21 protein-coding genes are annotated in these 25,305 nt (G+C 65.0%); 11 read left to right on the top strand and 10 right to left on the bottom strand.

Going from position 1 to position 25,305, the window contains the following annotated elements; translation table 11 throughout:
* Positions 1 to 38 precede the first annotated feature (38 nt).
* Together AC3EDY_RS03095 and AC3EDY_RS03090 are read left to right on the top strand one after the other, a co-directional pair.
* Positions 39 to 428: a GlcG/HbpS family heme-binding protein gene (locus AC3EDY_RS03095; protein ID WP_488571000.1), complete on the top strand. Its 390-nt coding sequence runs from the start codon at positions 39 to 41 to the stop codon at positions 426 to 428.
* Between the two features lie 16 nt (positions 429 to 444).
* Positions 445 to 1,533: a Rieske 2Fe-2S domain-containing protein gene (locus AC3EDY_RS03090; protein WP_488570999.1), complete on the top strand. Its 1,089-nt coding sequence runs from the start codon at positions 445 to 447 to the stop codon at positions 1,531 to 1,533.
* A gap of 22 nt (positions 1,534 to 1,555) precedes the next feature.
* Here the strand turns inward: AC3EDY_RS03090 and AC3EDY_RS03085 are convergent, their stop codons facing one another.
* On the bottom strand, positions 1,556 to 2,539 hold the full coding sequence (locus AC3EDY_RS03085; RefSeq protein WP_488570998.1) for a helix-turn-helix transcriptional regulator: 984 nt from the start codon (positions 2,537 to 2,539) through the stop codon (positions 1,556 to 1,558).
* Positions 2,540 to 2,720: 181 nt separating this feature from the next.
* Between AC3EDY_RS03085 and AC3EDY_RS03080 the strand changes: the two genes are divergently transcribed.
* On the top strand, positions 2,721 to 3,974 hold the full coding sequence (locus AC3EDY_RS03080) for an acyl-CoA dehydrogenase family protein (RefSeq protein WP_488570997.1): 1,254 nt from the start codon (positions 2,721 to 2,723) through the stop codon (positions 3,972 to 3,974).
* A gap of 143 nt (positions 3,975 to 4,117) precedes the next feature.
* On the opposite strand, the gene AC3EDY_RS03075 is transcribed toward AC3EDY_RS03080, so the two are convergent.
* The gene (locus AC3EDY_RS03075) at positions 4,118 to 4,546 is read right to left on the bottom strand and encodes a nuclear transport factor 2 family protein (protein ID WP_488570996.1); all 429 of its coding nucleotides are present in this window, start codon (positions 4,544 to 4,546) and stop codon (positions 4,118 to 4,120) included.
* A 238-nt stretch (positions 4,547 to 4,784) separates the two neighbouring features.
* On the opposite strand from AC3EDY_RS03075, the gene AC3EDY_RS03070 reads away from it, so the two are divergent.
* Both AC3EDY_RS03070 and AC3EDY_RS03065 read left to right on the top strand, forming a co-directional pair.
* Positions 4,785 to 5,828, top strand: a complete 1,044-nt coding sequence (locus tag AC3EDY_RS03070; protein WP_488570995.1) for an MFS transporter — start codon at positions 4,785 to 4,787, stop codon at positions 5,826 to 5,828.
* Between the two features lie 151 nt (positions 5,829 to 5,979).
* Complete coding sequence (locus tag AC3EDY_RS03065; RefSeq protein WP_488570994.1) at positions 5,980 to 8,220, top strand: TonB-dependent receptor; 2,241 nt, start codon at positions 5,980 to 5,982, stop codon at positions 8,218 to 8,220.
* A 60-nt stretch (positions 8,221 to 8,280) separates the two neighbouring features.
* On the opposite strand, the gene queG is transcribed toward AC3EDY_RS03065, so the two are convergent.
* The gene (queG, locus tag AC3EDY_RS03060) at positions 8,281 to 9,357 is read right to left on the bottom strand and encodes a tRNA epoxyqueuosine(34) reductase QueG (RefSeq protein ID WP_488570993.1); all 1,077 of its coding nucleotides are present in this window, start codon (positions 9,355 to 9,357) and stop codon (positions 8,281 to 8,283) included.
* Between the two features lie 44 nt (positions 9,358 to 9,401).
* Here queG and AC3EDY_RS03055 point away from each other — a divergent pair, with 44 nt between their 5' ends.
* From AC3EDY_RS03055 to AC3EDY_RS03040, 4 genes are all read left to right on the top strand, one after another.
* Entirely contained in the window at positions 9,402 to 10,409 is a 1,008-nt protein-coding gene (locus AC3EDY_RS03055) for an ABC transporter ATP-binding protein (RefSeq protein WP_488570992.1), read from the top strand.
* Entirely contained in the window at positions 10,406 to 11,641 is a 1,236-nt protein-coding gene (locus tag AC3EDY_RS03050) for an ABC transporter permease (protein ID WP_488570991.1), read from the top strand. Before AC3EDY_RS03055 ends, AC3EDY_RS03050 begins: the two co-directional genes overlap by 4 nt.
* A gap of 125 nt (positions 11,642 to 11,766) precedes the next feature.
* On the top strand, positions 11,767 to 12,288 hold the full coding sequence (gene msrB / locus AC3EDY_RS03045) for a peptide-methionine (R)-S-oxide reductase MsrB (RefSeq protein WP_488570990.1): 522 nt from the start codon (positions 11,767 to 11,769) through the stop codon (positions 12,286 to 12,288).
* 71 nt (positions 12,289 to 12,359) lie between these two features.
* Complete coding sequence (locus AC3EDY_RS03040) at positions 12,360 to 13,349, top strand: esterase-like activity of phytase family protein (protein WP_488570989.1); 990 nt, start codon at positions 12,360 to 12,362, stop codon at positions 13,347 to 13,349.
* A gap of 55 nt (positions 13,350 to 13,404) precedes the next feature.
* On the opposite strand, the gene rpmB is transcribed toward AC3EDY_RS03040, so the two are convergent.
* Positions 13,405 to 13,695, bottom strand: a complete 291-nt coding sequence (rpmB, locus tag AC3EDY_RS03035) for a 50S ribosomal protein L28 (RefSeq protein ID WP_488570988.1) — start codon at positions 13,693 to 13,695, stop codon at positions 13,405 to 13,407.
* A gap of 131 nt (positions 13,696 to 13,826) precedes the next feature.
* Here rpmB and AC3EDY_RS03030 point away from each other — a divergent pair, with 131 nt between their 5' ends.
* Positions 13,827 to 14,285 (top strand): nucleoside deaminase, encoded by a 459-nt coding sequence (locus tag AC3EDY_RS03030; RefSeq protein ID WP_488570987.1) that lies wholly within the window; start codon positions 13,827 to 13,829, stop codon positions 14,283 to 14,285.
* An 80-nt stretch (positions 14,286 to 14,365) separates the two neighbouring features.
* On the opposite strand, the gene groL is transcribed toward AC3EDY_RS03030, so the two are convergent.
* From groL to AC3EDY_RS03000, 6 genes are all read right to left on the bottom strand, one after another.
* Entirely contained in the window at positions 14,366 to 16,009 is a 1,644-nt protein-coding gene (groL, locus tag AC3EDY_RS03025; protein ID WP_488570986.1) for a chaperonin GroEL, read from the bottom strand.
* 49 nt (positions 16,010 to 16,058) lie between these two features.
* Positions 16,059 to 16,346: a co-chaperone GroES gene (gene groES, locus AC3EDY_RS03020; protein ID WP_488570985.1), complete on the bottom strand. Its 288-nt coding sequence runs from the start codon at positions 16,344 to 16,346 to the stop codon at positions 16,059 to 16,061.
* 229 nt (positions 16,347 to 16,575) lie between these two features.
* Positions 16,576 to 17,973 carry an MATE family efflux transporter gene (locus AC3EDY_RS03015; RefSeq protein ID WP_488570984.1) on the bottom strand — a complete coding sequence of 466 codons (1,398 nt, stop codon included), beginning with the start codon at positions 17,971 to 17,973 and terminating at the stop codon, positions 16,576 to 16,578.
* 134 nt (positions 17,974 to 18,107) lie between these two features.
* Positions 18,108 to 18,485 (bottom strand): 50S ribosomal protein L7/L12, encoded by a 378-nt coding sequence (gene rplL, locus AC3EDY_RS03010; RefSeq protein ID WP_488570983.1) that lies wholly within the window; start codon positions 18,483 to 18,485, stop codon positions 18,108 to 18,110.
* Between the two features lie 77 nt (positions 18,486 to 18,562).
* Positions 18,563 to 19,078, bottom strand: a complete 516-nt coding sequence (gene rplJ / locus AC3EDY_RS03005; protein WP_488570982.1) for a 50S ribosomal protein L10 — start codon at positions 19,076 to 19,078, stop codon at positions 18,563 to 18,565.
* Positions 19,079 to 19,430: 352 nt separating this feature from the next.
* The gene (locus AC3EDY_RS03000) at positions 19,431 to 20,546 is read right to left on the bottom strand and encodes a GGDEF domain-containing protein (RefSeq protein ID WP_488570981.1); all 1,116 of its coding nucleotides are present in this window, start codon (positions 20,544 to 20,546) and stop codon (positions 19,431 to 19,433) included.
* Between the two features lie 592 nt (positions 20,547 to 21,138).
* On the opposite strand from AC3EDY_RS03000, the gene rpoB reads away from it, so the two are divergent.
* Positions 21,139 to 25,299: a DNA-directed RNA polymerase subunit beta gene (gene rpoB, locus AC3EDY_RS02995; protein WP_488570980.1), complete on the top strand. Its 4,161-nt coding sequence runs from the start codon at positions 21,139 to 21,141 to the stop codon at positions 25,297 to 25,299.
* Positions 25,300 to 25,305 lie beyond the last annotated feature (6 nt).

Below are 25,305 nucleotides of genomic sequence, written 5' to 3'. Positions count from 1 at the left end.
CGCCGGCGGCCAAGACAGCAATCAGGAGAAGGATCCGAATGACAATCGACATCGATCGCGCGCAAGCGCTGGTGGCAAAGGCACTTCAGGCCGGCAAGGACCAGCAGTGCCGCATTGCCGTTGCCGTGACCGATGTGGCGGGCCACGTGGTCGCCGCGGCGCGGCTCAACGGTTGCGGGCACATCAATCTCGATGTGGCGCGCAAGAAAGCGCTTGCCGCCGCCACCTTCGGAATGGCGACCTCGGACGTGATCGAAACCGTCTCGCGCGATCCCTTCGCCAAGCCGGTCGTCCTGTCCGATCCCAACATCAACGTCCTGCCCGGCGGCATCCCGATCAAGGATGGCGATACCGTGATCGGCGCGATCGGCGTTGCGGGCGGCCACTATCTGCAGGACCGCGCAATCGTCGAATTCGCCGCGGGCTGAGCTTGGGAGACATATGATGGCCGATATCGAATCACCGGGAATCTATGACCGCGGCGCCCGCTTCGTGCCGCAGGGCGTGGGCGGGTATGACGAAAACTGGTACCCCGTCTGCCTTTCCAGCGAAGTCAAAGCCGGGGAAGTGAAAGGGTACGAATTCCTCGACGGACGCGTGGTCGTCTATCGCGGAACCAGCGGAACGGTGCAGGTGTTGAGCGCATTCTGCCGCCACCTGGGGGTGGACCTGGGGATCGGCGCCGTGATCGGCGACGAACTGCGCTGCCCCTATCACCACTGGCGCTATGACCAGTCGGGCAAGTGCGTCGCCACCGCGCTTGGTGATACGCCGCCGGGCCGCGCGCGGCTGTTCCGTTTTCCCACGGTCGAAGTGCTTGGCCTGGTATGGGCCTACAACGGCGAAGAGCCGGCCTATCCCACGCCCTGTTTCAGCGTGCCGGAGCAGGATCTCCAGATCAGCACGATCCGGTCGGTCGAAGTGCCGATGGACCCTTTCATGCTCTATTCCAACGCGCTCGATCTGCAGCACCTCGTCTCGGTGCACGGGATCCGCTTTACCGAAACGCCGGATTCGTTCCCGATCCAGGGCCGCACGATTTCCTACGCGCAGGACATGGTCGTGCCCGGGCTTGGCCCGTCACGCCAGAACGTGACGCTGTGGGGCACCAACTGCATCCAGCTTGAAAGCGATATCGCCGGGCGGCCGACATTCATGATGTCGTGCGGGCTGGCGGTTGCTGGGCCGGTAACGCGTACGTTCAACGTGACGGGCACGCTCAAGCAATCCGACAAGGCGGGCGACGAGCAGTTCCGCGACATGCATATCAAGATGGTCGAGCAGTTCGGCTTGCAGCTGAACCGCGAAGACGATCCGGTGATGCGGACGATCAGCCCCCGGCTGGACAACCTGACCCGTTCGGACCGCGGGCTGGCGGCCTATTTCGATTTCGTGCGCAATTATCCGCGCAATGAAACCGCATCCGACATGATCCGCAACGATTATCGTGACAGTGCCACTGTCAAGGGCCAGCAACCGCCGGTACTGACGGACATCGTGTTCGATCCTTCGGAAACCGGCCACCACGACTGATCCGGATTGGCTGCCAAGTGCTTCAGGACGCCGGGCCGATCCGCCCGGCGTTTTCCTTTTCCGTGGTGTGGGTGCACATCAGCAGGGCGCGCAATTCGTGGCCGCGCGCGTTGAGCGCCTGCACCAGGTAGGCCACTTCGGTGCGGTTGCGCAGTTCGAGCTTGCGGAGCACGGACGACACGTGAATTTCCACGGTCTTGCGGCTGATGCCGATCTGCAGGGCGATCTGGGGATTGGTCTGCCCTTCCGCCAGCATGCGGGTCAGCTGCCGTTCCCGCGGCGTCAGCAGCCGCAGGCGCATTTCCGCCTCGTCCACATCCTTGTCGAGTACCGACCGGCGCGGACCGGAATCCAGCGGGCCGGCAGGGGCGGGGGCGGCCGGCGTCGGGAGGAACTGGTCGATCGGCCTTGCACTGTGCAGCGTGAAATCGGCATTGACCGGCTTCGCGCCCAGCCGGCCGACAAGCGCATCGGTAAGCGCGATCCGGCGGACGGTCTCGCCCAGCATGGGCATCGTCGCTTCCACCAACTGGCGGTCGGCCGGCCGAAAAGGGCGAAGAATATCGGTGCGGAACAGAGCGACGACGGCAACCGTGCCCGCCACAGGCGTGACCATGCCGACGATCACCTGGCGAAAGCCGTGCTGATCGTAGACGCGCCGATAGGTTTCCGAATTGCGAAAGGCCTCGATCCCTTCGAGATCGGCAATGTCGACCACCGCGACCGGCGAAGTTTCCAGATGCTGCCGCAAAGTGGAGAAAACCGGATCGTCGCCGCTCAGTTCGGCCCTCGCCCTGAGCACCGCATCCTCCATCGCCGGCACGTCGGAAAAGTGATGTTCGATCCGCATCACGCCACGATCGGTGGTGGAATAGATGAACAGGCTGCCGTCTGCCCCGATCGCCCTGGTGATGCGCGAGACGGCCTTTTGCTTGACAGCTTCCAGGCTGTCGCAATGGAAAAGATCCATCGCAAGAGATTGATAAAGCGCGGTTATACCACCCACCGGATCCTGCGCAAAAGCTTCCGGCGCACTGGTTAGGGGAGTCTCCCTATGTCTGGGGCCAGCAGGTGATGACATGGTCGAGTCATCCATAGGGAGATTGAAATGGCCAGTAAAGTCGTCGAGATGGCGAAACCCGATCCCTTGGGGCGCCAGCCGATCAAAGTGGCACCTAAACGCGGGCATGTTCCCGGTTCAGGTCATCGAATATCCACCCTTTCGTGACGAGATCCAGCGCATTCCGCTGGACGAGCGCAGCAAGGCGGCCATCGCCGCATGCCGGGCGCTCGTGCCCGAATTGCGTGCCCGCGCGGCCGAAATCGATGCAGGCAAGCGGCTTCCGGCCGATATCGTCGACAAGATCGCCGACATCGGTTGCTATATCGCCGGGGCACCCCGGGAAGTCGGTGGCAGCTTCTGGCATTACGCCACGCATTTTCGGGTGATGGAGGAACTGGGCCGCGGCACCGCCGCGGCGGGGTGGAGCATCCTCGTCCACCTGGCGGCCGCGACGCTCGCCATGAACCTGCCGCTTTCGGGCGCCCGGAAACTGTTTCCCGATCGGCGGACGGTGATTGCCGGCACCCCCGGGGCGCTGGGGCGCGCGGTGCGGGTGGATGGCGGTTTCCGTATCATCGATGGCGAGTGGGCCTGGGCGTCCAACACCCTTCATGCCACCCATTACATCGCCGGCTTCACGATCGTGCCTGACGAGAACACCCCCGCGCCGTCGTTCCCGCCGTCTGCGGGCGGCGCGGGCGGCCCGATGCCGGAAATGTTCATCGGCTATGTGCCGGTCTCGCAAGGTTCGGTCGTCGAAGGCAGCTGGAACACCGTGGGGTTGCGGGGAACGCATTCCGGGCGTTTCCGCCTGGATGGGGCGTTCGTGCCAGTCGACATGGCCTTCGCCCGGTTCGATCCCCATCGCAAGCCGCTGACCTCGCCCGGGCCGCATGGCATCGGCGGCCATGCCGCGGTGCTTCTGGGGGCGACCCGGCACGCGCTGGAATACTTCTATCAGCTTGGCCGCGACAAGGCCCCGATTGCCGTTGGCATGACCGGCGGATCGCTGACCCAGCGCCCGGTGGTGCAGTATCGCATCGCCGAATGCGAGGCCAAGCTGCGCGCGGCCCGCGCCGCCTTTTATGAAATGATCGACGATTGCTGGGCTCGCTACAACCAGGGCGAGCACATCGGCAAGCCCGATCATCTCGTGTCGCAGACTATCAATACCTATATGGCGCGCGTCTGTGTCGAGGTGATGCAGGAACTGTACGAGCTGTGCGGAACCTCGGGCATTTTCGAAGACAGCCCGCTAGAGCAGATCATGCGCGACGTGATGACCGGCCAGGCGCACATGGCGATCCAGGCCAAGAACTACGAAGGTTATGGCAAGGCCTTCGTGGGCGAACCGGCGATGATCTTCGACGTGTTCTGATCGTGATGCCGCCAGGCAATGCCGAGGGGACGGCATTCCCTGGCGGTCTTTCCAGGCCAGGCGGTCTTTCCGGAAAATGCGGCGCGCTCTGCACGTTGGGTGATCGCGCCGCGTTTTCGCTTGCTGCTATGCGCGATTGCGGCTCAGCTCCACAGCGCGCCCACGGTGCGGCGCTTGAATTTCCAGGTGCCGTTTTCCTGCACGACAATATCGTCGATGCGGCTGTTCTGAAAGATCACGGCCGGTTCGGCCGGGCCCGATCCGCTTACCACCAGCAGCAGATAGCCCCTGACCCGCACGGCGCCGCCCTCGATTTCGTCGAACGTCAGGTTGGTGAAGTGATGCAAGCCCCTGTTGGACAGCATCGCGTTTGCCTGGGTGACCATGCCGCTCAACGCTTCGCGCGAATTGAGGAGCATCTCGGGCCGGCCGCCCGCTTCGTCCGCCGGGAAATGAAATTCCGGATCGGCCGCCCAGTGATCCAGCCATCGCTGATCGTCGTTATCGAACAGTTGGACAGCACGCGCATAGAGATCACGGATTGCCAGATCAGTTTCAATTGAAACCGCCATTCTATTTCTCCTCCAAAGGCATCCTAACGCCGTTTTCCTTGCAACGGATAGGTACATCTTGGACTAGGGGACCTCACCTATCCCACTCGCGGCGGTGTGACTTAACATGTTACATGAAGCAACGCAGAGCGGGCAAAACTACCCGTTTCCAGTGCTTTGCGGTCCGCCATTCGCGTAACAAACAGGCCCGAAGACCTGTACGCGGCCGGACCGGTCGGGATGAGGATTTATACGGCAGATGCGTCTGATAACCCTTTATGTTGCGCTTGTCTGCGAGTTCGCCTCGCTCGGCATGATGATGCCGACCGTGCCGTTCCTGGCCACGCAGCTGGGAGCGAGTCCGTTCATCCTTTCGGCCCTGGTCGCCACCGCGGCCATCGCCGGCATGATCGCCATGGCCGTGTTCGGCATCACGAGCGACCGGTTCGGCCGCCGGCCGGTTCTGCTGTTCACCGTGCTGGGGTCGGGCGTGGCCAGCGCGCTGACCGCGGTTTCCGACGGACTTCCGCTGCTGTTCGTCGCGCGGTTCGTGGCCGGCGCGATGGCCGCGAACCTGCCCATCGCCGTTTCCATGGTCGCCGACATGACGCGCGAGCACGACCGGGCGCGGTTCATGGCCTATCTCATGGCGATCGTTGCGGTGGGCATGGTGCTCGGCAATGCCATTTCCAGCGTGGTCGGCGGCAGCGGGGCATCGTTCCGCTATGATCTGGTGGCCTGGTGTTCGGCCGGGCTGTCGGTCGTCTCGGCACTGGTGATCGTGATCGCCGTCAAGGAAACGCGCGGCGCCGGCCATCAGGGCCTTGCCCCGTCATCGCCGCCTTCGCGCCCCCAGCTCAACATTCGCGGCATGATGCTGGCCGGGGGTCTGGTGCTGGCCGCCCAGGTCCTCCTCCAGCAGTCGATCCAGTCGTCCATGGACACGGTGATGCCGCTGTACCTGCGCGACAAGCTGGGCTTCGGCGCCAGGGAGTTCGGATTTTTCCTCGCCACGGTCGGCAGTTTCATGATCGTGCTGCAGGTTCTCGCGACGGGGCCGATCACCCGGCGGGTGGGTGATGACGGCATGCTGCGCCTGACGCTGGGCATGGTGATTCTCGGCGGCCTCGTTGCCATGCTGCCTGCCGATCTGGGGGTCGGCAGGATCGGGCTTGGCCTGATGGTCGTGGGCCTGGGTCTGTCGCAGCCCCTGTTCCACAGCCTGGTCAGCAAAGCCGCGCCGCAGGGCCAGCGGGGGCGTTCGTGGGGACGGTGGAAGCCATTGCCAGTTCGGGCCGGGTAATCGGGCCGCTGTGTTCAGGCGTCCTGTATCAGCACGCCGGCCCCGTTTCCGCCATCACGCTGATCGTTCTGGTGGCGGCAGGCCTGATCATTTCGCGGGTAAACACGAAACACTCCATTACATTGGTGCACAAAACAGAAAATAGAGAGGGATGACCATGAGAAAGAGCAGTCTTGTCGCCGGCAGTGTGCGCGCTGATCGCGTCGACGGCCAGGCCCAGGAAACGACCGGCGCCGAGGCGCAAACGGCCGGCACGGTTTCCACCACCGATATCATCGTGACCGCGCAAAAGCGCGTGCAGCGCCTGACCGACGTGCCCATCGCCATTACCGCGGTGGACGCAGACCAGTTCCAGAAGCTCAATCCCCGGCAGCTCGAAGACGTTCAGCGCATCGTGCCGAACCTCAACATCGTTCAGGGCCAGGGCATACAGAGCACGCGCTATACGATCCGCGGCGTGGGCAGCGTGTCCACCCGCGCCGCCCTGCAATCGAGCGTGGGCGTGTTCATCGACGACGTGTATCAGGCCAGCCCGGTGCAATCCAACGTCGACATGGTCGATGTCGAACGCATCGAAGTGCTGCGCGGGCCGCAAGGCACCCTGTTCGGGCGCAACAGCATGGCGGGGGCCATCCGGGTGGTCACTCGCGCGCCCAGCAAGACGCTGCGCGGGTTCGCCGATTTCGAATATGGCAACTATGATTGGGTCAGTCTGCGGGGTGGCCTGTCCGGCCCGATCGTGCCGGACACGCTCTATGCGTCGCTTTCCGCCTCGCATATCGATGGTGGCGGCTATGTGAAGAACGTCAACACCGGCTCCAGCGGGCCTTCGTCCAAGCGCACCAGCGTGCGCGGCAGCGTGCGCCTGGCACCCACCGGCAGCCGCGGCGAAATGACGATTACCGGCTATTACGCCGACAGCAACGACGTCACCGTCATCGCCAGTACCAACCCCTATGCCTTCCGGCAGGCCGGTTCAACCGATCAGCGCGTGCTGTCGAAGAACTATGGCTTTTCCGCCAACGCCAAGCTCGGTTTCGGAAAGCTCAACCTCACCTCGATCACCGCGTTCGACAGCAGCACATTCAATACGACCGGCGACGGCGACGGGACGCCGCAGTTCTTTTTCACCAATTCCGAGCGCCGGTCGCAATCGACCCTGTCGCAGGAAATCAGATTGGCGCCCGACGCACCCGGTGCGTTCCGCTGGCTGGTGGGTGCCTATTACTATTACGAACGCTATCAGCGTCAGGCTGGGGAAACGATCAATCTGGCCGCGCTGGCGCCGCCTTCCATTCCTTCGCCATTCGGGCCTCCCGGCACGACTCTGCCGGCCACCTTCTTCCCCTCGTCGACTCCCACCATCCGCGACCGGCTTACCGTCGCTACCAACTCCTACGCGCTGTTCGGCGAAGCGTCGCTGGAAGTCGGCAAATTCGAATTCACCGTCGGTGGCCGCTACACGTGGGATAACCAGGACGGGTTGCTCAACCAGCCGCAGAGCATCGGCTTCAATTACGGGCCTCTGCCGCCCACGCTGCTGGTAACGCAGCTGTTCGCGCAGCAGAAGCTGCGTTCGCGCGATTTCAGTCCGCGGGGGGTCATCACTTACAAGTTCGCGCCCGATATCAATGTCTACGCGTCGGTATCGCGCGGGTTCAAGGGTGGCGGTTTCAACACCAGCCTCGATCCGGGCTCGTTGCAGTATCTCGTCGTGCGGCCTGAACGGCTGACCACGTACGAAACCGGCTTGAAAACGGTCTTTGCCGATCACCGCGTCTCGCTGAACATCGCAGCGTTCTATTCCGATTACGAGAACGTCCAGGTTGTCCAGCAGATCAATGCCGCGCTCAATCTCACCGGCTCGGTCAACGCGGCCAAAGCGCGGATCTACGGGTTCGAAGCCGAAGGCACGGCCCGGCTGAGCCGTGCGATCTCCCTGAATTTCGGCCTTGGCTATACGGACGCGAAATTCCAGGATTACCCGGCGTGCATTGCCGCGACCCGGGATCGCCAGGGCAACGTTACGTCGCCGGCCGTCAACTGCGCCGGGCGCGACCTGCCATTCTCGCCGCGGTGGTCGGCCAACGGGGGCATATCGCTGGAACAGCCGCTCACCTCCAGGCTGAACCTGATCGGCAGCGTCATGGCGCGCTATACCACCACCAGCTTTACCGAGCCGGACAATCGGGCGGCTTCGGAAATCGGCGGGGGGACGCTCATCGATGCGACGCTCGGCCTGAATGTCGGGCAATTCACGGTTTCGGCGTGGGGTCGCAACCTGCTCGATCACCAGTACAAGACCTATTACCAGAACTCGCCGTTCTTCGGCAGAGTCTACATTCCCGGCGCGCCGCGCACCTATGGCCTACGTGTAAGCGCCCGCATTTAAAACGCTTTCTGGCCAGCCGGCAGACCGCCCAGTCTGCCGGTTGGACGGAACAGCACGCGATCAGCGCGGTTCCAGACGCGCCAGCGCCCATCGCGCCGCATCGGCGACGGCCGGATCGGGATCGGTCAGCAAGGCGCGGACCGGCCCGGCCAGCGCGGCATCGCCGCTGTTGCCGGCGGCATAGAGGCAGTTGCGCACCAGGCGATCGCGCCCGATGCGCTTGATCGGCGATCCGGCAAAGACCTGGCGGAACGTGGCATCGTCAAGCGCCAGCAGTTCGGCCAGACGCGGCGCGACAAGTTCCGCGCGCGGCAGGAAGGCGCGATTGTCGGCCGCGGCGTTGGCGAAGCGGTTCCAAGGGCACACGGCAAGGCAATCGTCGCAGCCATAGATGCGGTTGCCCAGCGCCGACCGGTAGCGTTCTTCGATCGGCCCCTTGTGCTCGATCGTGAGATAGGAAATGCAGGCCCGCGCATCGAGCTGATAAGGTGCCGGAAAAGCGTCTGTCGGGCAGGCCGCCTGGCAGGCGTTGCAGGTGCCGCAGCGATCGGCATGGGCCGCATCCGGGACCAGCGGCAGCGTGGTATAGATCGCGCCCAGGAACAGCCACGAGCCGTGCCGGCGACTGACCAGGTTGGTATGCTTGCCCTGCCAGCCCAGGCCCGCCGCCTGGCCGAGCGGCTTTTCCATCACCGGCGCGGTATCGACGAAGACTTTCACCTGCGCGCCCGGCTCCTCTGCGACCAGCCAGCGCGCCAGAGCCTTGAGCGCGCGCTTGACCACGTCGTGATAGTCCGCCCCCCGGGCATAGACCGAAATGCGGCCCCGATCCCCGGCTTCGGCAAGGGCCAGGGGATCGTGCGCGGGGGCATAACTCATGCCCAGCGCGATCACGCTGCGCGCCTCGGGCCACAGCGATCGGGGTGCCTGTCGCTGCTCGTGGCGCGTGTCCATCCATTCCATGCTGCCATGGCGCCCTTCGTCCAGCCACTGCCGCAGCCGCGCCGCCCGCGCCGGATCGTCGGACGCCGGGGCAATGCCGCATGCGGCAAACCCCAGCGCCAGCGCCTGTTCGCGCAGGCGGTGTTCGAGCGGGAAGGATGGCGCGGCCTTAACCAAGTCTTGTGTCTCTCGCATCCATGAGGTGGTAACCATGCGATCGAAAAGGGCATGCAGCGGGAATGGCGATTGGGCAAGACACAGTGATCGGGCAAGACACAGTGATTGAGCGGGGCGACGGCTGGGCGATCGAGGCGCAGGGCCTGATCAAGCGCTTCGACGGGTTCACCGCGGTCGACGGGGTGGACATCCGCGTGCCGCGCGGCGCGATCTATGGCATTCTCGGGCCCAACGGCGCGGGCAAGACAACCACGCTGCGCATGCTTCTGGGCATCATCGATCCCGACGAGGGCGTGCGGCGCGTGCTGGGGCACGAGCGGCCCACCGAAGTGGCACGGCGGATCGGCTATCTGCCCGAAGAGCGCGGCCTCTATCCCGCGATGAAAGCGACCGAGGCTATCGCGTTTCTGGCCGCGCTGCGTGGCGTCCCGCTCAAGACCGGGCGTGCCCGGGCCCGCGAACTGCTGGACGAACACGGCCTGGGCTATGCCGCCGACCGGCAGATCCGCCAGCTTTCCAAAGGCATGGCCCAGCAAGTGCAACTGCTCGGCACGCTGGTGCACCGGCCCGAACTGGTCGTGTTCGACGAGCCGTTTTCGGGGCTCGACGCGCTCAATCAGGGCAGGCTGGAAACGATGATCCGCGGCCTGGCGCAAAGCGGAACCACGGTGATCTTTTCCACCCACGTCATCGCTCATGCCGAACGGCTGTGCGACCAGGTGGCGATCATTGCCGGTGGCAAAGTGCCCTTTGCCGGCCTGGTGGACGAAGCGCGCGACCGGCTGCGCCCGCAAGTGCGACTTGAAACGCGCGCGCGCGACGGGGCCTGGCGTGCGGCCCTGCCGCCCGATGCGCGGTTGGACGGGGCGCTGTGGCATTTCAGCCTGCCCGATAGCGGCGTGGAGCCCTTGCTGCGCGCCCTGATCGAAGGGGAAGCGGGCATCCTTTCGCTGTCGATCGAGCGTCCCGGCCTGCACGATGCCTTTGTCGCGATCGCCGGGGAAGCAGCGGCGCGAGCGCTGCAAGACAATGCCCAGGAGCAGGCGCAAGGCAAGGAGAAGGGCCGATGATTCCCGAAAAGCTGCGCGCCGCCTGGGTCATTGCCCGCCGCGATTTCGTGGCGGTGATCTTTTCCAAAAGCTTCGTCTTCTTCCTTCTGGGGCCGATGTTCCCGCTATTCGTGGGCGGCATGGCAGGAGCGATCGGCGCCAAAGTGCAGCAGGATCTCGATCATCCGCAGGTGGGCATCGCCCTGCCGGCCGACGAGGCGGCACGCATGATCGAAGCGCATCGCGCGCTCGCCGACGCCGTGCCGGGCGACGTGCCCGGCTTCGTCGTCCTTGATGCGCCGTGGAACGGACGGCCATACGACGCGCGCGCCGCGCTGGCCGGGCGCCACGACGCCGGGGGCGAAAATCCCGGTCCGCTTGCCGCAGTCGTCTCGGGCACTCTGGCTCATCCCGTGCTCACCGGCACGCCCGAGAGGGTGCGCATGTGGCAGGGCATGGTCGCGCTGTTTGCCGCACGCGCGCAAAGCGCGGCCCCCTTGCCGCTGCCGCAGGTGGCAGTGGATGAAGTGGCCACCAGCGTCGCCAAGGAGCAGAGCGGGCAGGTGACCACGGCGCAGGCCGGGCAAATCGTTCTCTTCCTGCTCACGATGCTGCTGGCCGGCATGGTCCTGTCCAACCTGGTGGAGGAGAAAGCCAACAAGATCATCGAAGTCCTGGCTGCGTCGATACCCATGGATGCCTTGTTCCTGGGCAAGCTGTTCGCCATGCTGGGGGTCAGCCTGGTCGGCATGGCGGTGTGGGGCACGGCCTGGGGCGGGGTGTTGCTGATGGGCATGAAAGCGCTGCCGGTGCTCGCGGCGCCGGCGGTAGGCTGGCCGCTGTTCCTGGCCCTGGGCTTTGCCTATTTCGCCATGGCCTATCTGCTGCTGGGCTCGCTGTTCCTGTCGATCGGCGGCATGGCGACCACGGTCCGGGAAGTGCAGACGCTCTCGATGCCCGTCACCATGCTGCAATTGATGGTCTTCTTCTTTGCCAGCTATGCCCTGGCGCGGCCCGACAGCTGGATCGACTGGGCAAGCATCGCCTTTCCGCTGTCTTCGCCTTTTGCCATGCTGGCCCGTGCCGCGCGCGATCCGGCGTTATGGCCCCACATGCTGGCGCTGGCCTGGCAGGCGCTGTGCGTGATGCTGATCGTGCGGCTGGGCGCCCGGCTGTTCCGGCGCACGGTCTTGAAATCGGGGCCGGCGCGCGGGCGCAAGGTGAAAGCAGGCCGCCGCCTTGCCAAAGGCTGAAAGCGTCGCTCACGCGCGGTTCAGCCAATGTGCGGTAGATAGGTCGCGTCTTGCGGGTGGGCTGCCCCCTCGCCGCCCGCAAGACCATCTTGATCCGGTTGCCCACCAGCCCTTCAAAGGTGCCCATGGTAACGACTGAAGGCTTGCCCCCTCCCGCCTCCATCACGTCGCGCCGCCGCCTGCTGGGTTGGCTGGGCGCCGGACTTGCCCTGCCCATGGCCGGCGCCTGCCGCGCCAGCCCTGCCGCTTCGAAAGAGGTTTTCCCGGTCCGGCACAGCGAAGCGGAATGGCGCCGTCTGCTGACTCCCGAACAATTCCATATCCTGCGCGAAGCGGGCACCGAACGGCCGTTTTCCTCTGCGCTGCTGAATGAGCATCGCCGGGGTACCTTCGCCTGCGCCGCCGATCGCCTGCCGTTGTTTTCCTCTGCCGCCAAGTTCGAAAGCGGCACGGGCTGGCCCAGCTTCTGGCAGCCCCTGCAGGGCGCTGTCGGCCTGCGCAGCGACGATTCGTTCGGGATGGATCGCACCGAAGTCTATTGCCGTCGCTGTGGCGGGCACCTGGGCCACGTATTCGATGATGGCCCACCGCCCACGGGCAAGCGCTATTGCATGAACGGCAAGGCGCTGGTGTTCCTGCCGGCCTGAACACGTCGAAATGTTCGCAGGATGCGCACGGGCCTTTCCCGCGCCGGCCATCCGTGCGAAGGCCGCCCCCGATGCGCCGGATCGCCCTTGTCCTTCTCGTACTCGCGCTTGTTCCCGCGATCTACGTGCGCCAGCCCTTTCCGCCGCCCAATCCTGTCCAGCAGGTGGTCTTTCGCGATCTGCTGCCTGGCCTGCGCGCGGGCGGGCCGCCGCTCCGCTATGGCGCATTGACTGTAGAAGGGGCCTGGCAACTGACCAGCCCCAACCACGATTTCGGCAATTTCTCCGCGCTGGCCGTGCGCAGTGCCCGCGATCTGCTGGCGGTGAGCGATCGCAATGCCGTCATGGTCTTCACCCGGCCCGATCGGCCGCTGCCTTGGCGCACCTGGCAGCGGGAGACGATCCACCCGGCCTGGCCGGGGCAGGAGATCGACACCGATAGCGAAGCGGTTTCGATCGACCCACGCAGCGGCGCCGTGCTGATCGGCTATGAAGGGGCGCCCCGGTTCCATTTGTTCAGGGCCGATTTCCGCCACGATCGCCCTATCGCAGTGCCCGCGCTTAAGGGGTGGCCCAACAACCAGGGGCCCGAATCGCTGCGCGGGCTGGCCGATGGCCGCACTGTCGTGATCGCGGAAGTCTATGCCCACTGGTGGTCGCGCCGGCACCATGCCGGCCTGATCTGGCCAGGCATGCCGCGCCCCGGCCAGCCTCCGGCCCGGTTCGAAGTGATCATGCCCGAAGGCTATCGCCCTGTCGAGCTGGCCCAGATGCCCGATGGGCGCCTGCTGATACTGGGACGGAAATTCACGCTGGCGGGTTTTCGCAGCGTGGTGACGATGCTGGACGATCCCCGCGTGGTTCGCCCCGGCGCGCGGGTGGAACCGCACCCGATCGCCTGGATCGACGATCCGCGCACCCGCGACAATTACGAAGGCATGGTTGCCACGCCCGAGACTGACGGCGGCACGGCGATCTGGCTGATTTCCGACAGCAACCAGATGGTCTGGCTGCAGCGCACGTTGTTGCTCAAGCTCAAGCTGCCGGCCGGCAGGCCATAAAAAAGACCGGGGAAAGCCCCGGTCCTTTCTTGAGCGCCTTTTGCAACGCGATAGTTCAGGCGGCGGTGGCGACGGCCTTGACCAGCTCGCGCTTCACGCGGAGCGCGCGGGTGCTCAGCTTGTCGTTGTCCTGCTTGAGCAGCCAGTTGTCGAGGCCGCCATTGTGTTCCACCGAACGCAGGCCGTGGGTCGAGACGCGGAACTTGAAGCTGCGGTCCAGCTTTTCCGACATCAGCGTGACGTTCTGCAGGTTGGGAAGGAACACGCGCTTGGTCTTGTTGTTGGCGTGGCTTACGTTGTGACCGATCTGGCGGCCCTTACCGGTCAGTTCGCAAATGCGCGACATGGCTGAAAACTCGCTTCGTGTTCTGATGATCTGTCTGGAAGGTGGCGCCTTTATCGAAATCGGCGCCGGAGTCAAGGATTCGCTGGCGCGATGCCTTGCTGCACCTTGGCTTTATGGTAAGCGCCTGAGGCATGACCCGCTGGCCCCTGCCCGAACCGATGAAACTGGCGCTCGAACAGGCCCGGGCGGCCGCGACAGACGGCGAAGTGCCGGTCGGCGCGGTGATCGTCAAAGCCGGCCAGATAATCGCCACCGCGCATAACCGCCCCCGTGCACTCAATGATCCCACGGCCCATGCCGAAATTCTGGCGATCCGCGCCGCGGCCGTTGCACTGGGGCAGGAACGGCTGGAAGGATGCGAACTGTGGGTCAGCCTGGAGCCGTGCCCGATGTGCGCCGGCGCCATTGTCCATGCTCGCCTGGCCCGCGTCTATTACGCCGCATCCGACCCCAAGGGCGGCGCGGTGGAACATGGTGCCCGCCTGTTCGATCAGCCTGCCTGCCTGCACCGGCCCCAGGTCTATGCCGGGCTGGGCGAGGCCGAAAGCGCGGCCCTGCTGCGCGATTTTTTCCGCGTGCGGCGCGGGTAGGCCGGCGTGTTCGGGGACAACGGAAAGGGCCGCCCGGTTTCCCGGACGGCCCTTCGTGTTTCGCAGGCGTTCGGCCGGACTTAGAAGTCCATGCCGCCCATGCCGCCCATGCCGCCGGGCATGCCGGCTGGCGCAGGCTTGTCTTCCGGCTTTTCGCAGATCGCCGCTTCGGTGGTGATCAGCAGGCCGGCGACCGAGGCCGCGTCCTGAAGTGCCGTGCGCACGACCTTGGTGGGGTCGATCACGCCTGCGGCCTTGAGGTTTTCATAGACTTCGGTCGCGGCATTGAAGCCGATGCCTTCGTCGTTCTGGTCGAGCAGCTTGCCTGCAACGACGGCACCATCGTGACCGGCGTTTTCGGCAATCTGCTTGACCGGCGAGGAGATCGCGCGGCGCACGATGTCGATGCCGCGGGTCTGGTCTTCATTGGCGCCGGTCAGGCCCTCGAGAGCGCGGGTGGCATAGAGCAGGGCCGTGCCGCCACCGGTCACGATGCCTTCTTCCACCGCGGCGCGGGTGGCGTGCAGGGCATCGTCAACGCGATCCTTGCGTTCCTTCACTTCGACTTCGGTGGCACCGCCAACCTTGATCACGGCCACGCCGCCGGCCAGCTTGGCCAGGCGTTCCTGCAGCTTTTCACGGTCGTAGTCCGACGAGGTGACTTCGATCTGGGCACGGATCTGCTCGACACGGGCCTTGATGTCGTCGGGAGCGCCGGCGCCATCGACGATCGTGGTGTTGTCCTTGTCGATCGTGACCTTCTTGGCCTGGCCGAGCATGCCCAGCGTCACGCTTTCAAGCTTGATGCCGAGGTCTTCGGAAATCATTTCGCCGGCGGTCAGCGTGGCGATGTCGCCCAGCATGGCCTTGCGGCGATCACCGAAGCCCGGTGCCTTGACGGCGGCGATCTTGAGGCCGCCGCGCAGCTTGTTGACTACCAGCGTGGCCAGCGCTTCGCCTTCGATGTCTTCGGCGATGATCAGCAGCGGACGGCCCGACTGCACCACCGCTTCCAGGATCGGCAGCAGCGACTGAAGCGACGAGAGCTTCTTCTCGTGGATCAGGATGTAGGGATTTTCGAGTTCCACCACCATCTTTTCGGCATTGGTGATGAAATAGGGCGAGAGATAGCCGCGATCGAACTGCATGCCTTCGACGACATCGAGTTCGAATTCGAGGCCCTTGGCCTCTTCTACGGTGATCACGCCTTCCTTGCCGACCTTTTCCATGGCTTCGGCGATCTTTTCGCCGACTTCCACGTCGCCATTGGCCGAGATGATGCCGACCTGGGCGATTTCCGACGAGCCCGCCACCGGGGTGGAGCGCGCCTTGAGGTCTTCGACGACCTTGGTCACGGCGATGTCGATGCCGCGCTTCAGATCCATCGGGTTGATGCCGGCGGCAACCGACTTCATGCCTTCGCGCACGATGGCCTGAGCCAGCACGGTCGCGGTGGTGGTGCCGTCACCGGCCTTGTCGTTGGCCTTCGATGCCACTTCGCGCAGCATCTGGGCGCCCATGTTCTCGAACTTGTCCTTAAGCTCGATTTCCTTGGCGACGGAAACGCCGTCCTTGGTGATGCGCGGCGCGCCGAAGCTCTTGTCGATCACCACGTTGCGGCCCTTGGGGCCCAGCGTCACCTTGACGGCGTCGGCGAGGATGTCCACGCCCTTGAGGATGCGTTCGCGTGCGTCACGCGAAAAGCGTACGTCCTTGGCAGCCATGTTCTTGTCCTTTGAATTCGGGTTGAAAAGGCAGTGAAAATCCGGGCGATCAGGCGATCACGCCGAGGATGTCCGCTTCCTTCATGATCAGCAGGTCTTCGCCCGACACCTTAACTTCGGTGCCCGACCACTTGCCGAACAGCACGCGATCGCCCACCTTGACGTCAAGCGGGGTCACGGTGCCGTTTTCAGCACGCGCACCTGTGCCAATGGCAACGATTTCGCCCTCGGCGGGCTTTTCCTTGGCGCTGTCGGGGATGATGATCCCGCCGGCGGTCTTTTCCTCGGCTTCGACGCGGCGCACCAGCACGCGGTCGTGCAACGGACGGAAAGTCATGGGTTGCTCCCTCTTCCAATCAGAATTGGCTTACGAAATCGGCGCTGGCACTCTCTACCTGAGAGTGCCAGCGCCGCGCATATGGGTGGGATGGTGCCGCAGCGTCAAGAGGGGCAATGCAGATTCTTTGCACCGGATCGGCATGTCTGGAGGGGTATCGACTTCGGACAGGGCCTTTGGACAGGGCTGCCGGGCGGGGCTGCCGGACGAGGCCTTCGGACGGGGCCGGTCAGGGCAGCAGGCCCAGCCGGCCGCGGCGGTGCCAGCGCCACAGCAGCATCCCGGCCACGCAGACCAGCCCGGTCATCAATCCCAGCCATACGCCCACACCACCCAGCGGGGTGTAGAGCCCCAGCCAGATCGCGGTCAGCAGCCCCGCCGCCCAATAGCCGAACAGGGCAATGGCCATCGGCACGCGGGTATCCTGAAGGCCGCGCAGCACTGCGCTGCAGGTGGCCTGCACCCCGTCGAACAACTGGAACGCCGCCGCAACCACCAGGAACTGCAACGCATAGGCAACCAGCACGGCATTGGCCGGATCGGCGACATCGATGTAAAGGCCAAGGATCAGCCGCGGCGCGGCCAGCATCACGGCGGCCGTCGTGGCCATGAAAGCCACGCTCATGGCCAAAGCCGTCCAGCCAGCGCGGGCGATCCCGGCATGATCGCGCGCGCCATAGGCCAGGCCCACGCGGATCGTTGCCGCCTGGCCCAGGCCGAAGGGCACCTGAAACGCGATACTGGCCAGTTGCAGGGCGACGGTATGGGCCGCCAGCTGGATTTCGCCGATCCGTCCGATCAGCAGGGCCGCGCTGTTGAACAGGCCTGCTTCTGCCACGATGGTGGCCCAGATCGGCAGGCCGATCTTCCAAACATCGGCAAAGCGGCGCCATTCCGGGCGCCACCAGCGGCCGAGCAGCCGATAGCGATGCAGCTTGCGGTCCAGCCGGATGACCAGGGCATAGGCCGCCAGCATCGCGCTGCTGGTGGCCACGCTGGACCAGGCCGAACCCATCAGGCCCATTGCCGGCATTCCGGCATGGCCATAGACGAAGACCCAGTTGCCCATGGCATTGACCGCCACGGCCATGGCGGTGATCGCAGTGCCGATGCCGGGCCGGCCCAGCGTGGAAACCACCGTGCGCAGCAGCGAGGCGAGGACGGCCGGTACGCAGGCCAGCGACAGCACCGCCAGGAACGGCACGGCGCGCACCACCACCGCTTCGGCCTGCCCGGTGGCGCGCAGCAGGGGGCCGCCCAGGTGGCACAAGGCCATGGCCAGCAGCGCCGCGAGCGTGCCTACCCATGCGGCCATGCGCACCGTGCGGCGCACTTCGCGCACGGCATGGCGGCGCCGGCCCAGTTCCGCCGCGATCAGCGGCGATGCCGAGCCGACCAGGCCCCCGAGGCTCCAGATCAGCAGGCCGAAAATCGATACGGCCAGCGAGGAAGCCGCCAGCGCTTCGGCCCCCAGCCGTGCCACGAACAGCACATCGACGGCAAAGACCGCCATCTGCAACAGATTAGCCCCGACCAGGGGCGCGGCCAGGCGCAGCATCTCGCGCCACTCGCTGGCAGCGGGCGGCCGGGGCCGGGCGGGCGGGGCGGGAAGGGCGGCAGCGGTCATGCCCCGCCCATAAGGGCTGGGCACGCCAGGGGAAAGCGAAAGTCAGCCCGGCGCGGCCGGCTCTGCCCACGAAAAAAGGGTGGAGCCCCGCGGCGCCGCCCTTGTTCCGTTTCGCCGGGAAAACCCGAAGAAGATTACTTGATTTCGACGGTGCCGCCGGCTTCTTCGATCTTCTTTTTGATTTCTTCGGCTTCCGCTTTCGACACGCCTTCCTTGACTGCCTTGGGGGCGCTTTCGACCAGGGCCTTGGCTTCGGTCAGGCCGAGCGCGGTGATCGCACGGACTTCCTTGATGACCTGGATCTTCTTGCCGCCGTCGCCGGTCAGGATGACGTCGAATTCGGTCTTTTCTTCGACAGCCGGGGCGTCGCCACCGGCGGCGGGGGCAGCGGCAACGGCCACGGCGGCAGCAGCGCTCACGCCCCAGGCTTCTTCGAGAGCCTTGGCGAGGTCGGCGGCTTCGAGAACGGTAAGCTGCGACAGTTCTTCAACAAGCTTGGCGATATCGGCCATGATGATTCACTCCGTAAATTGGTGGCGCCCGATCCCGCGGCATGCGGGCCATCCGGGCAGAAGTCGTTTGAACCGGCTCAGGCCGCGTTCTTTTCGGCATAGGCGTTGAAGACGCGGGCCAGCTTCGCCGCCGGAGCGGTGGCGAGCTGGGCGATCTTCGTGGCCGGAGCCTGAACGAGGCCGATAAGCTTGGCGCGCAGTTCATCGAGCGAGGGCATCGTGGCCAGGGCCTTGACGCCATCGGGGCTGAGAACCTGCGAACCCATCCCGCCACCGACGATTTCGATCTTGTCGGTGGTCTTGGCGAACTCGACGATCACCTTGGCGGCGGCGACGGGATCGGCCGAAGCAGCGATGGCGGTGGGACCGGTGAACAATTCACCAATGCCTTCGTAATCGGTGCCCTGGACGGCAAGCTTGGCAAGACGGTTCTTCGCAACCTTGTAGGTCGCACCAGCCTCGCGGATCTTCGTGCGCAGGGCGGTGGACTGGGCCACCGTCATGCCGAGGTTGCGAGTGACGATGACCGCCCCCGAACCGCTCACGAGTTCGTTGAGGAAAGCGACCGATTCGGCTTTTTGCGAACGATCCATGCCTTACTCCTTCACAATGGCCACAGGGGGCAAAGCCCCTTGCGGCCGGCTACGTTTGTCCCTGCCTGCATGGCACGCGATGGTGCCCTGCAAAGAGGGGCGAGTCCGTTCGACAAGGGAAGGAGGCGGCGCGGCAGAAGCCGCATCGGGCACCACGTTCCGCGTTGGGCGGAGCGTGCGGCCGTGAAATCTCTTTTCCCCGCCTAGGCCGGAAATTAAGCCTGGGGCATACCCCCGGGCACCGACTGTCTCGGACGGATGGACGACGGCGCACGGCCGTTGTCCGGGTGCGGCCCCTACCAGACGCGCCGCGCCTGTCAAGGCCGCATCGCACATGCGCCACCTGGCGGGATCAGGCCGGAGCGGGCGTTTTTCCCGCAGGCCGCAGAGATATCGCCGCGCCGGGCGGAGCCATGGCGGGTTTGACCATGCAGCAGTCCCGCCCGGCGCTTTTGGCCTGATAAAGCGCCTGATCGGCCCGGCGCAGCGCTGCATCCAGCGCCACGCCGCCGCCTGTCTGGTCGAGGCCTGGATCGTCGGGCGTCACGGCGGAAATGCCGAAGCTTGCCGTGACCGGGTGATCACGACCCAGCAGGCGCTGCGCCCGGGCGGCAAAATCGCGGCGCATCGTATCGGCCAGTTCGGCCGCGCCGGCGGTGACGGAAACGAGCCCCGACAGCGACGTGCCCAGTGTCCGCCCCGGCTGCGGCAGATAGATCACGAATTCCTCCCCGCCAAAGCGGGCGGCAAGGGCACGGGCGGGCAGGTGGGCATCGATCGTGCCGGCCATCAGGGCAATCACCTCGTCGCCGCGATGGTGGCCGAAACGATCGTTGACCGCTTTGAAATGATCGATGTCGCACACGATCACCGCCGCGTGGGCCCGCTCGTTCGCGGCGCGCGCGGCGAGCGCCTCGTCAAACCCGCGGCGGTTGAGCAGGCCCGACAGCGGATCGCAGATCGCCCAGTCGCGATAGCGCATCAGCACCCCGATCATTACCGAAGCGAGCGCCGCCATGGCGAAGGCCACGCCGACGAGCGAGCCGGTCACCTGGTAGAGGAACGCATAAGGCGTCTTGGCGAAATCGGCGATGCCCCCGCTTGCCAGCCAGTGGATGCCCGCCACGCGCGATCCGCAATCGACGGCCGCGATCCAGCTCGTCGCCACCAGCGCACGATCGCCGCTGCGCCGGGTGCGGCCGCGCGCAAGAAGCAGGGGCACTGCCAGCAGCAGCGCGCATCCCGCGTCGGAAGCGGCCAGATGCAGGCGCAGGTTGTTTTCGGCCAAGGCCCAGATGCTGACCGCGCTCGAACCCAAAGCGATGGCCGCGCGCAGCGGTACATGATGACGGCGCAGGCCGAAGTGTTCGCACAAAGCCTGGCCGAAGCAGAAGAAAGCGATGGCGAAGAGAGTCGTCGCAATGGTCGCGCGGGCGACATTGTCCATCAGGAAAGCGAATGCCGGCATTCCGAAACCGCCAGCGCTGCAAAGAAACCCGGTTGCCCACCATGGCGCGCTCGGCACCCGCCACCGGCCCGCCAGCATGGCGGCGACACCGAATGCAAAATGCATGACCGGCAAGATGAAGGCGAATCTGTCGTCCATAAATCCGGCGGGTGGAAACGTCGTGGCGCACGGGCAGCGCCGCGCGAGCCCTGCCTATGCGATCAGGGTAAACAGAACGCAAACGTCGTGTCCACTCCGCGCATGATTTCGGTGGCGTAAACGGCCGTTTGCAGAATTGATCGCCTTTTCCGCATGCCGGCGCCCCGCCGGACATCTCTCCTATTGACTTTGTCTCTTTGACTTTGCGCCGGGCGGCCCTATATGGCACGACATTACCTGCTGTTTCGAGCAAGGCCATCCCATGCGCGGGGGAAGGCTCCACGGAAGGAAGCGGCGGGTTTCGGCATCACGCGAAGGCTGCTGGCAACGGGCATCTGCAAAAGGTGCGTCGTGCCACGCGGCCTCTTTTGCGTGAATGTCGTGCCACCGCCGCGCATGGCAGATTTCCGCCGGTTTGCGCCGGCCCGTTACAGCAAAGAGGCATACACCTCCCATGGCAACCAAGGCTCAAGCCCGCGCCGGCGTGAAAAAGCGCATCCGCAAGATCTTCGGCGACATTCACGAAGTGGTGCAGATGCCGAACCTGATCGAGGTTCAGCGCGAATCGTACGAGCAGTTCCTGCGCTCCAATCCGGCCACCAGCTATGTCTCGGGCCTGGAGAAGACGCTGCGTTCGGTCTTTCCGATCCAGGATTTCGCCGGCACCGCCAGCCTCGATATCAAGGAGCGCGACGGCTATGTGCTCGAGGCGCCCAAGTACGACGTTAACGAGTGCCGCCAGCGCGGCATCACCTATGCCGCGCCGATGAAAGTGACGCTCAAGCTCGCCACGTTCGAAGTCGACGCCGAAACCGAAACCAAGAGCTTGATCGATATCAAGGAGCAGGACGTCTACATGGGCGATATCCCGCTCATGACCGACAACGGCACGTTCATCATCAACGGCACCGAGCGTGTGATCGTGTCGCAGATGCACCGTTCGCCAGGCGTGCTGTTCGATCACGATCGCGGCAAGACGCATTCCTCGGGCAAATACCTGTTCGCCGCGCGGGTCATTCCCTATCGCGGCTCGTGGCTCGATTTCGAATTCGACGCCAAGGACATCGTCAATGTCCGCATCGACCGCAAGCGCAAGCTGCCGGTTACCGCGCTGCTCTATGCCCTGGGCCTGAATGGCGAACAGATTCTCGATTACTTCTACAACAAGGTCACCTGGGTGCGTGCCGAGGGCGGGTGGAAAGTACCGTTCGTGCTCGACCAGTGGCGCGGGGCAAAGCCGGCATTCGACATCGTCGATGCCGCCTCGGGCGAAGTGGTGTTCCCCGCCGGGCAGAAGATTTCGCCGCGTGCGGCCAACAAGGCGGCCAAGGACGGCCTGGCCCAGTTGCTGATCCCCACCGAGGAAATCTTCGGCCGCTATGCCGCCAGGGATCTGATCGACGAAGCGACCGGGCGCATCTGGATCGAAGCGGGCGATGAAGTCGGCCCCGAAAACCTCGATGTGCTCGATCGCGCCGGGGTGGACCGGCTCGACCTGCTCGACATCGATCACGTCGGCACCGGCCCCTGGATCCGCAACACGATGAAGGCCGACAAGGCCGAGGATCGCGATCACGCGCTGGCCGACATCTATCGCGTGATGCGCCCGGGCGAGCCGCCGACGCGCGAAACCGCCGAAGCCCTGTTCGACGGCCTGTTCTTCGATGCCGACCGCTATGACCTGTCGGCCGTGGGCCGCGTCAAGCTGAACATGCGCCTGGGCCTCGACTGCCCCGACACGATCACCACGCTGCGCACCGAGGATATCCTGGCGGTGGTCAAGGAACTGGTGAACCTGAAGGACGGCAAGGGCGAAGTCGACGATATCGACAACCTCGGCAACCGCCGCGTGCGTTCGGTGGGCGAGCTGCTGGAAAACCAGTATCGCGTCGGCCTGCTGCGCATGGAGCGCGCGGTCAAGGAACGCATGAGCTCGGTCGACGTGTCGACCGTGATGCCCAACGACCTGATCAATGCCAAGCCGGCAGTGGCCGCGGTGCGCGAGTTCTTCGGCTCCTCGCAGCTTTCGCAGTTCATGGATCAGACCAACCCGCTGTCGGAAGTGACGCACAAGCGGCGCGTATCGGCCCTCGGGCCGGGCGGTCTGACCCGCGAGCGCGCGGGCTTCGAAGTGCGCGACGTGCACCCCACGCACTATGGCCGCATCTGCCCGATCGAGACGCCCGAAGGGCCGAACATCGGCCTGATCAACTCGCTTTCCACCTTTGCCCGCGTCAACAAGTACGGGTTCATCGAAACCCCCTACCGCAAGGTGATCGACGGCAAGGTGACGTCGGAAGTCGTGTATCTTTCGGCCATGGAAGAGCAGAAGCACACGGTGGCGCAGGCTTCGGCCGAAACCAATGCCGATGGCTCCTTCGTCGAGGAACTGGTTTCGGCCCGTCAGAACGGCGAATTCGTCATGGCGCCGCGCGAATCCGTAACGCTGATGGACGTCAGTCCCAAGCAGCTCGTCTCGGTCGCCGCCTCGCTCATTCCGTTCCTGGAAAACGACGACGCCAACCGCGCATTGATGGGTTCGAACATGCAGCGCCAGGCCGTGCCGCTGCTCAAGGCCGATGCCCCGTTCGTGGGCACCGGCATGGAAGAGACCGTGGCCCGCGATTCGGGTGCGGCCATTGCCGCGCTGCGCGGCGGTATTGTCGATCAGGTGGATGCCACCCGCATCGTGATCCGCGTGACCGGCGACGTGGAGCCGGGCAAATCGGGCGTGGACATCTACACGCTGCAGAAGTTCGAACGTTCCAACCAGTCCACCTGCATCAACCAGCGCCCGCTGGTTTCGGTGGGCGAAGTGGTTGAAAAGGGTGACATCCTGGCCGATGGCCCTTCCACCGAGCTGGGGGAACTGGCGCTTGGGCGGAACGTGCTCGTCGCGTTCATGCCCTGGAACGGCTACAACTACGAAGATTCGATCCTGATCAGCGAGCGGATCGTCAAGGAAGACGTCTTCACCTCGATCCACATCGAGGAGTTCGAAGTCATGGCCCGCGACACCAAGCTCGGGCCAGAAGACATCACCCGCGACATTCCCAACGTGGGCGAGGAAGCGCTGCGCAACCTCGACGAGGCGGGCATCGTCTACATCGGCGCCGAAGTGCATCCGGGAGACATCCTTGTCGGCAAGATCACGCCCAAGGGCGAATCGCCGATGACGCCCGAAGAAAAGCTGCTGCGCGCGATCTTCGGCGAAAAGGCGTCCGACGTGCGCGACACCTCGCTGCGTCTGCCGCCGGGCGTTTCGGGCACGATCGTCGACGTACGCACGTTCAACCGCCACGGGATCGAGATCGACGACCGCACCCGCGCCATCCAGAACGAGGAAATCGAACGCCTTGCCAAGGACCGCGAGGACGAACGGGCGATTCTGAACCGCGCCACGTTCAACCGCCTCAAGGACATGCTGCTGGGCCAGGTGGCCACCGCGGCGCCCAAGGGGATCAAGAAAGGCATCGAGATCGACGAGCAGGTGCTGGCCGATGTCGAGCGTCACGAATGGTGGAAGTTCGCCGTTGCCGACGATGCGCGCCAGCAGCAGCTGGAAGCGACCAAGGCGCAGTACGATGCCGCGATCAAGGCGATCCAGGAAAAGTTCGAGGACCGCAAGGAAAAGCTGGAGCGCGGCGACGAGCTGGCGCCGGGCGTGCTCAAGATGGTCAAGGTCTTCGTGGCGGTGAAGCGCAAGCTGCAGCCGGGGGACAAGATGGCCGGCCGTCATGGCAACAAGGGCATCATCAGCCGCATTCTGCCGCAGGAAGACATGCCGTTCCTGGAAGACGGCACCCCGGTCGATTTCGTGCTCAACCCGTTGGGCGTGCCCTCGCGCATGAACGTCGGGCAGATCTTCGAAACCCACCTGGGCTGGGCAGCGCGCGGTCTTGGCCACAAGATCGGCGCGGCACTGGATGCCTGGCGCGAAGCCAACCCCGATCCCGTAGCGGGCGAGCCGCCGGCGGCGGTGCGCGAGCTGCTGCTGGATATCTATGGCAACAACTACGCCGAGGATATCAGCACCCGCAGCGACGACGAGATCGTGGAACTGGCGCAGAACGTGCGCAACGGCGTACCGATGGGTTCGCCGGTGTTCGACGGCGCGGTGGAAGCCGACGTCACCGCCATGCTGCGCAAGGCCGGGCTCGACGAATCGGGCCAGGTCACGCTCTATGACGGCCGCACGGGCGAAGCTTTCGATCGCAAGGTGACCGTCGGCTGCAAGTACGTGCTCAAGCTGCACCACCTGGTGGATGACAAGATCCACGCCCGCTCGATCGGCCCCTACAGCCTCGTCACCCAGCAGCCGCTGGGCGGCAAGGCCCAGTTCGGCGGCCAGCGCTTCGGGGAAATGGAGGTCTGGGCGCTTCAGGCCTATGGCGCGGCCTACACGCTGCAGGAAATGCTCACGGTCAAGTCCGACGATGTCGTCGGCCGCACCAAGGTCTATGAGGCGATCGTCAAGGGTGACGATACCTTCGAGGCCGGCATTCCCGAAAGCTTCAACGTGCTGGTCAAGGAAATGCGCTCGCTGGGCCTCAACGTCGAACTGTCGTCGCTTGACGATCAGGACGACGACGGCCTGGCCAAAGCGGCCGAATAGGCCCGG

It is taken from the genome of Novosphingobium sp. DS6-6 (assembly GCF_057784975.1).
The sequence above is the reverse complement of the archived record's forward strand: the minus strand, read 5'-3'. Positions and strand labels throughout refer to the sequence as shown.

Coding starts and splice junctions, on each gene's coding strand:
- AC3EDY_RS03095 (WP_488571000.1), top strand. CDS start 39: ATGACAATCGACATCGATCGCGCGCAAGCGCTGGTGGCAAAGGCACTT.
- AC3EDY_RS03090 (WP_488570999.1), top strand. CDS start 445: ATGGCCGATATCGAATCACCGGGAATCTATGACCGCGGCGCCCGCTTC.
- AC3EDY_RS03080 (WP_488570997.1), top strand. CDS start 2,721: ATGTTCCCGGTTCAGGTCATCGAATATCCACCCTTTCGTGACGAGATC.
- AC3EDY_RS03075 (WP_488570996.1), bottom strand. CDS start 4,546: ATGGCGGTTTCAATTGAAACTGATCTGGCAATCCGTGATCTCTATGCG.
- AC3EDY_RS03070 (WP_488570995.1), top strand. CDS start 4,785: ATGCGTCTGATAACCCTTTATGTTGCGCTTGTCTGCGAGTTCGCCTCG.
- AC3EDY_RS03065 (WP_488570994.1), top strand. CDS start 5,980: ATGACCATGAGAAAGAGCAGTCTTGTCGCCGGCAGTGTGCGCGCTGAT.
- queG (WP_488570993.1), bottom strand. CDS start 9,357: ATGCGAGAGACACAAGACTTGGTTAAGGCCGCGCCATCCTTCCCGCTC.
- AC3EDY_RS03055 (WP_488570992.1), top strand. CDS start 9,402: ATGGCGATTGGGCAAGACACAGTGATCGGGCAAGACACAGTGATTGAG.
- AC3EDY_RS03050 (WP_488570991.1), top strand. CDS start 10,406: ATGATTCCCGAAAAGCTGCGCGCCGCCTGGGTCATTGCCCGCCGCGAT.
- msrB (WP_488570990.1), top strand. CDS start 11,767: ATGGTAACGACTGAAGGCTTGCCCCCTCCCGCCTCCATCACGTCGCGC.
- AC3EDY_RS03040 (WP_488570989.1), top strand. CDS start 12,360: ATGCGCCGGATCGCCCTTGTCCTTCTCGTACTCGCGCTTGTTCCCGCG.
- rpmB (WP_488570988.1), bottom strand. CDS start 13,695: ATGTCGCGCATTTGCGAACTGACCGGTAAGGGCCGCCAGATCGGTCAC.
- AC3EDY_RS03030 (WP_488570987.1), top strand. CDS start 13,827: ATGACCCGCTGGCCCCTGCCCGAACCGATGAAACTGGCGCTCGAACAG.
- groL (WP_488570986.1), bottom strand. CDS start 16,009: ATGGCTGCCAAGGACGTACGCTTTTCGCGTGACGCACGCGAACGCATC.
- groES (WP_488570985.1), bottom strand. CDS start 16,346: ATGACTTTCCGTCCGTTGCACGACCGCGTGCTGGTGCGCCGCGTCGAA.
- AC3EDY_RS03015 (WP_488570984.1), bottom strand. CDS start 17,973: ATGACCGCTGCCGCCCTTCCCGCCCCGCCCGCCCGGCCCCGGCCGCCC.
- rplL (WP_488570983.1), bottom strand. CDS start 18,485: ATGGCCGATATCGCCAAGCTTGTTGAAGAACTGTCGCAGCTTACCGTT.
- rplJ (WP_488570982.1), bottom strand. CDS start 19,078: ATGGATCGTTCGCAAAAAGCCGAATCGGTCGCTTTCCTCAACGAACTC.
- AC3EDY_RS03000 (WP_488570981.1), bottom strand. CDS start 20,546: ATGCCGGCATTCGCTTTCCTGATGGACAATGTCGCCCGCGCGACCATT.
- rpoB (WP_488570980.1), top strand. CDS start 21,139: ATGGCAACCAAGGCTCAAGCCCGCGCCGGCGTGAAAAAGCGCATCCGC.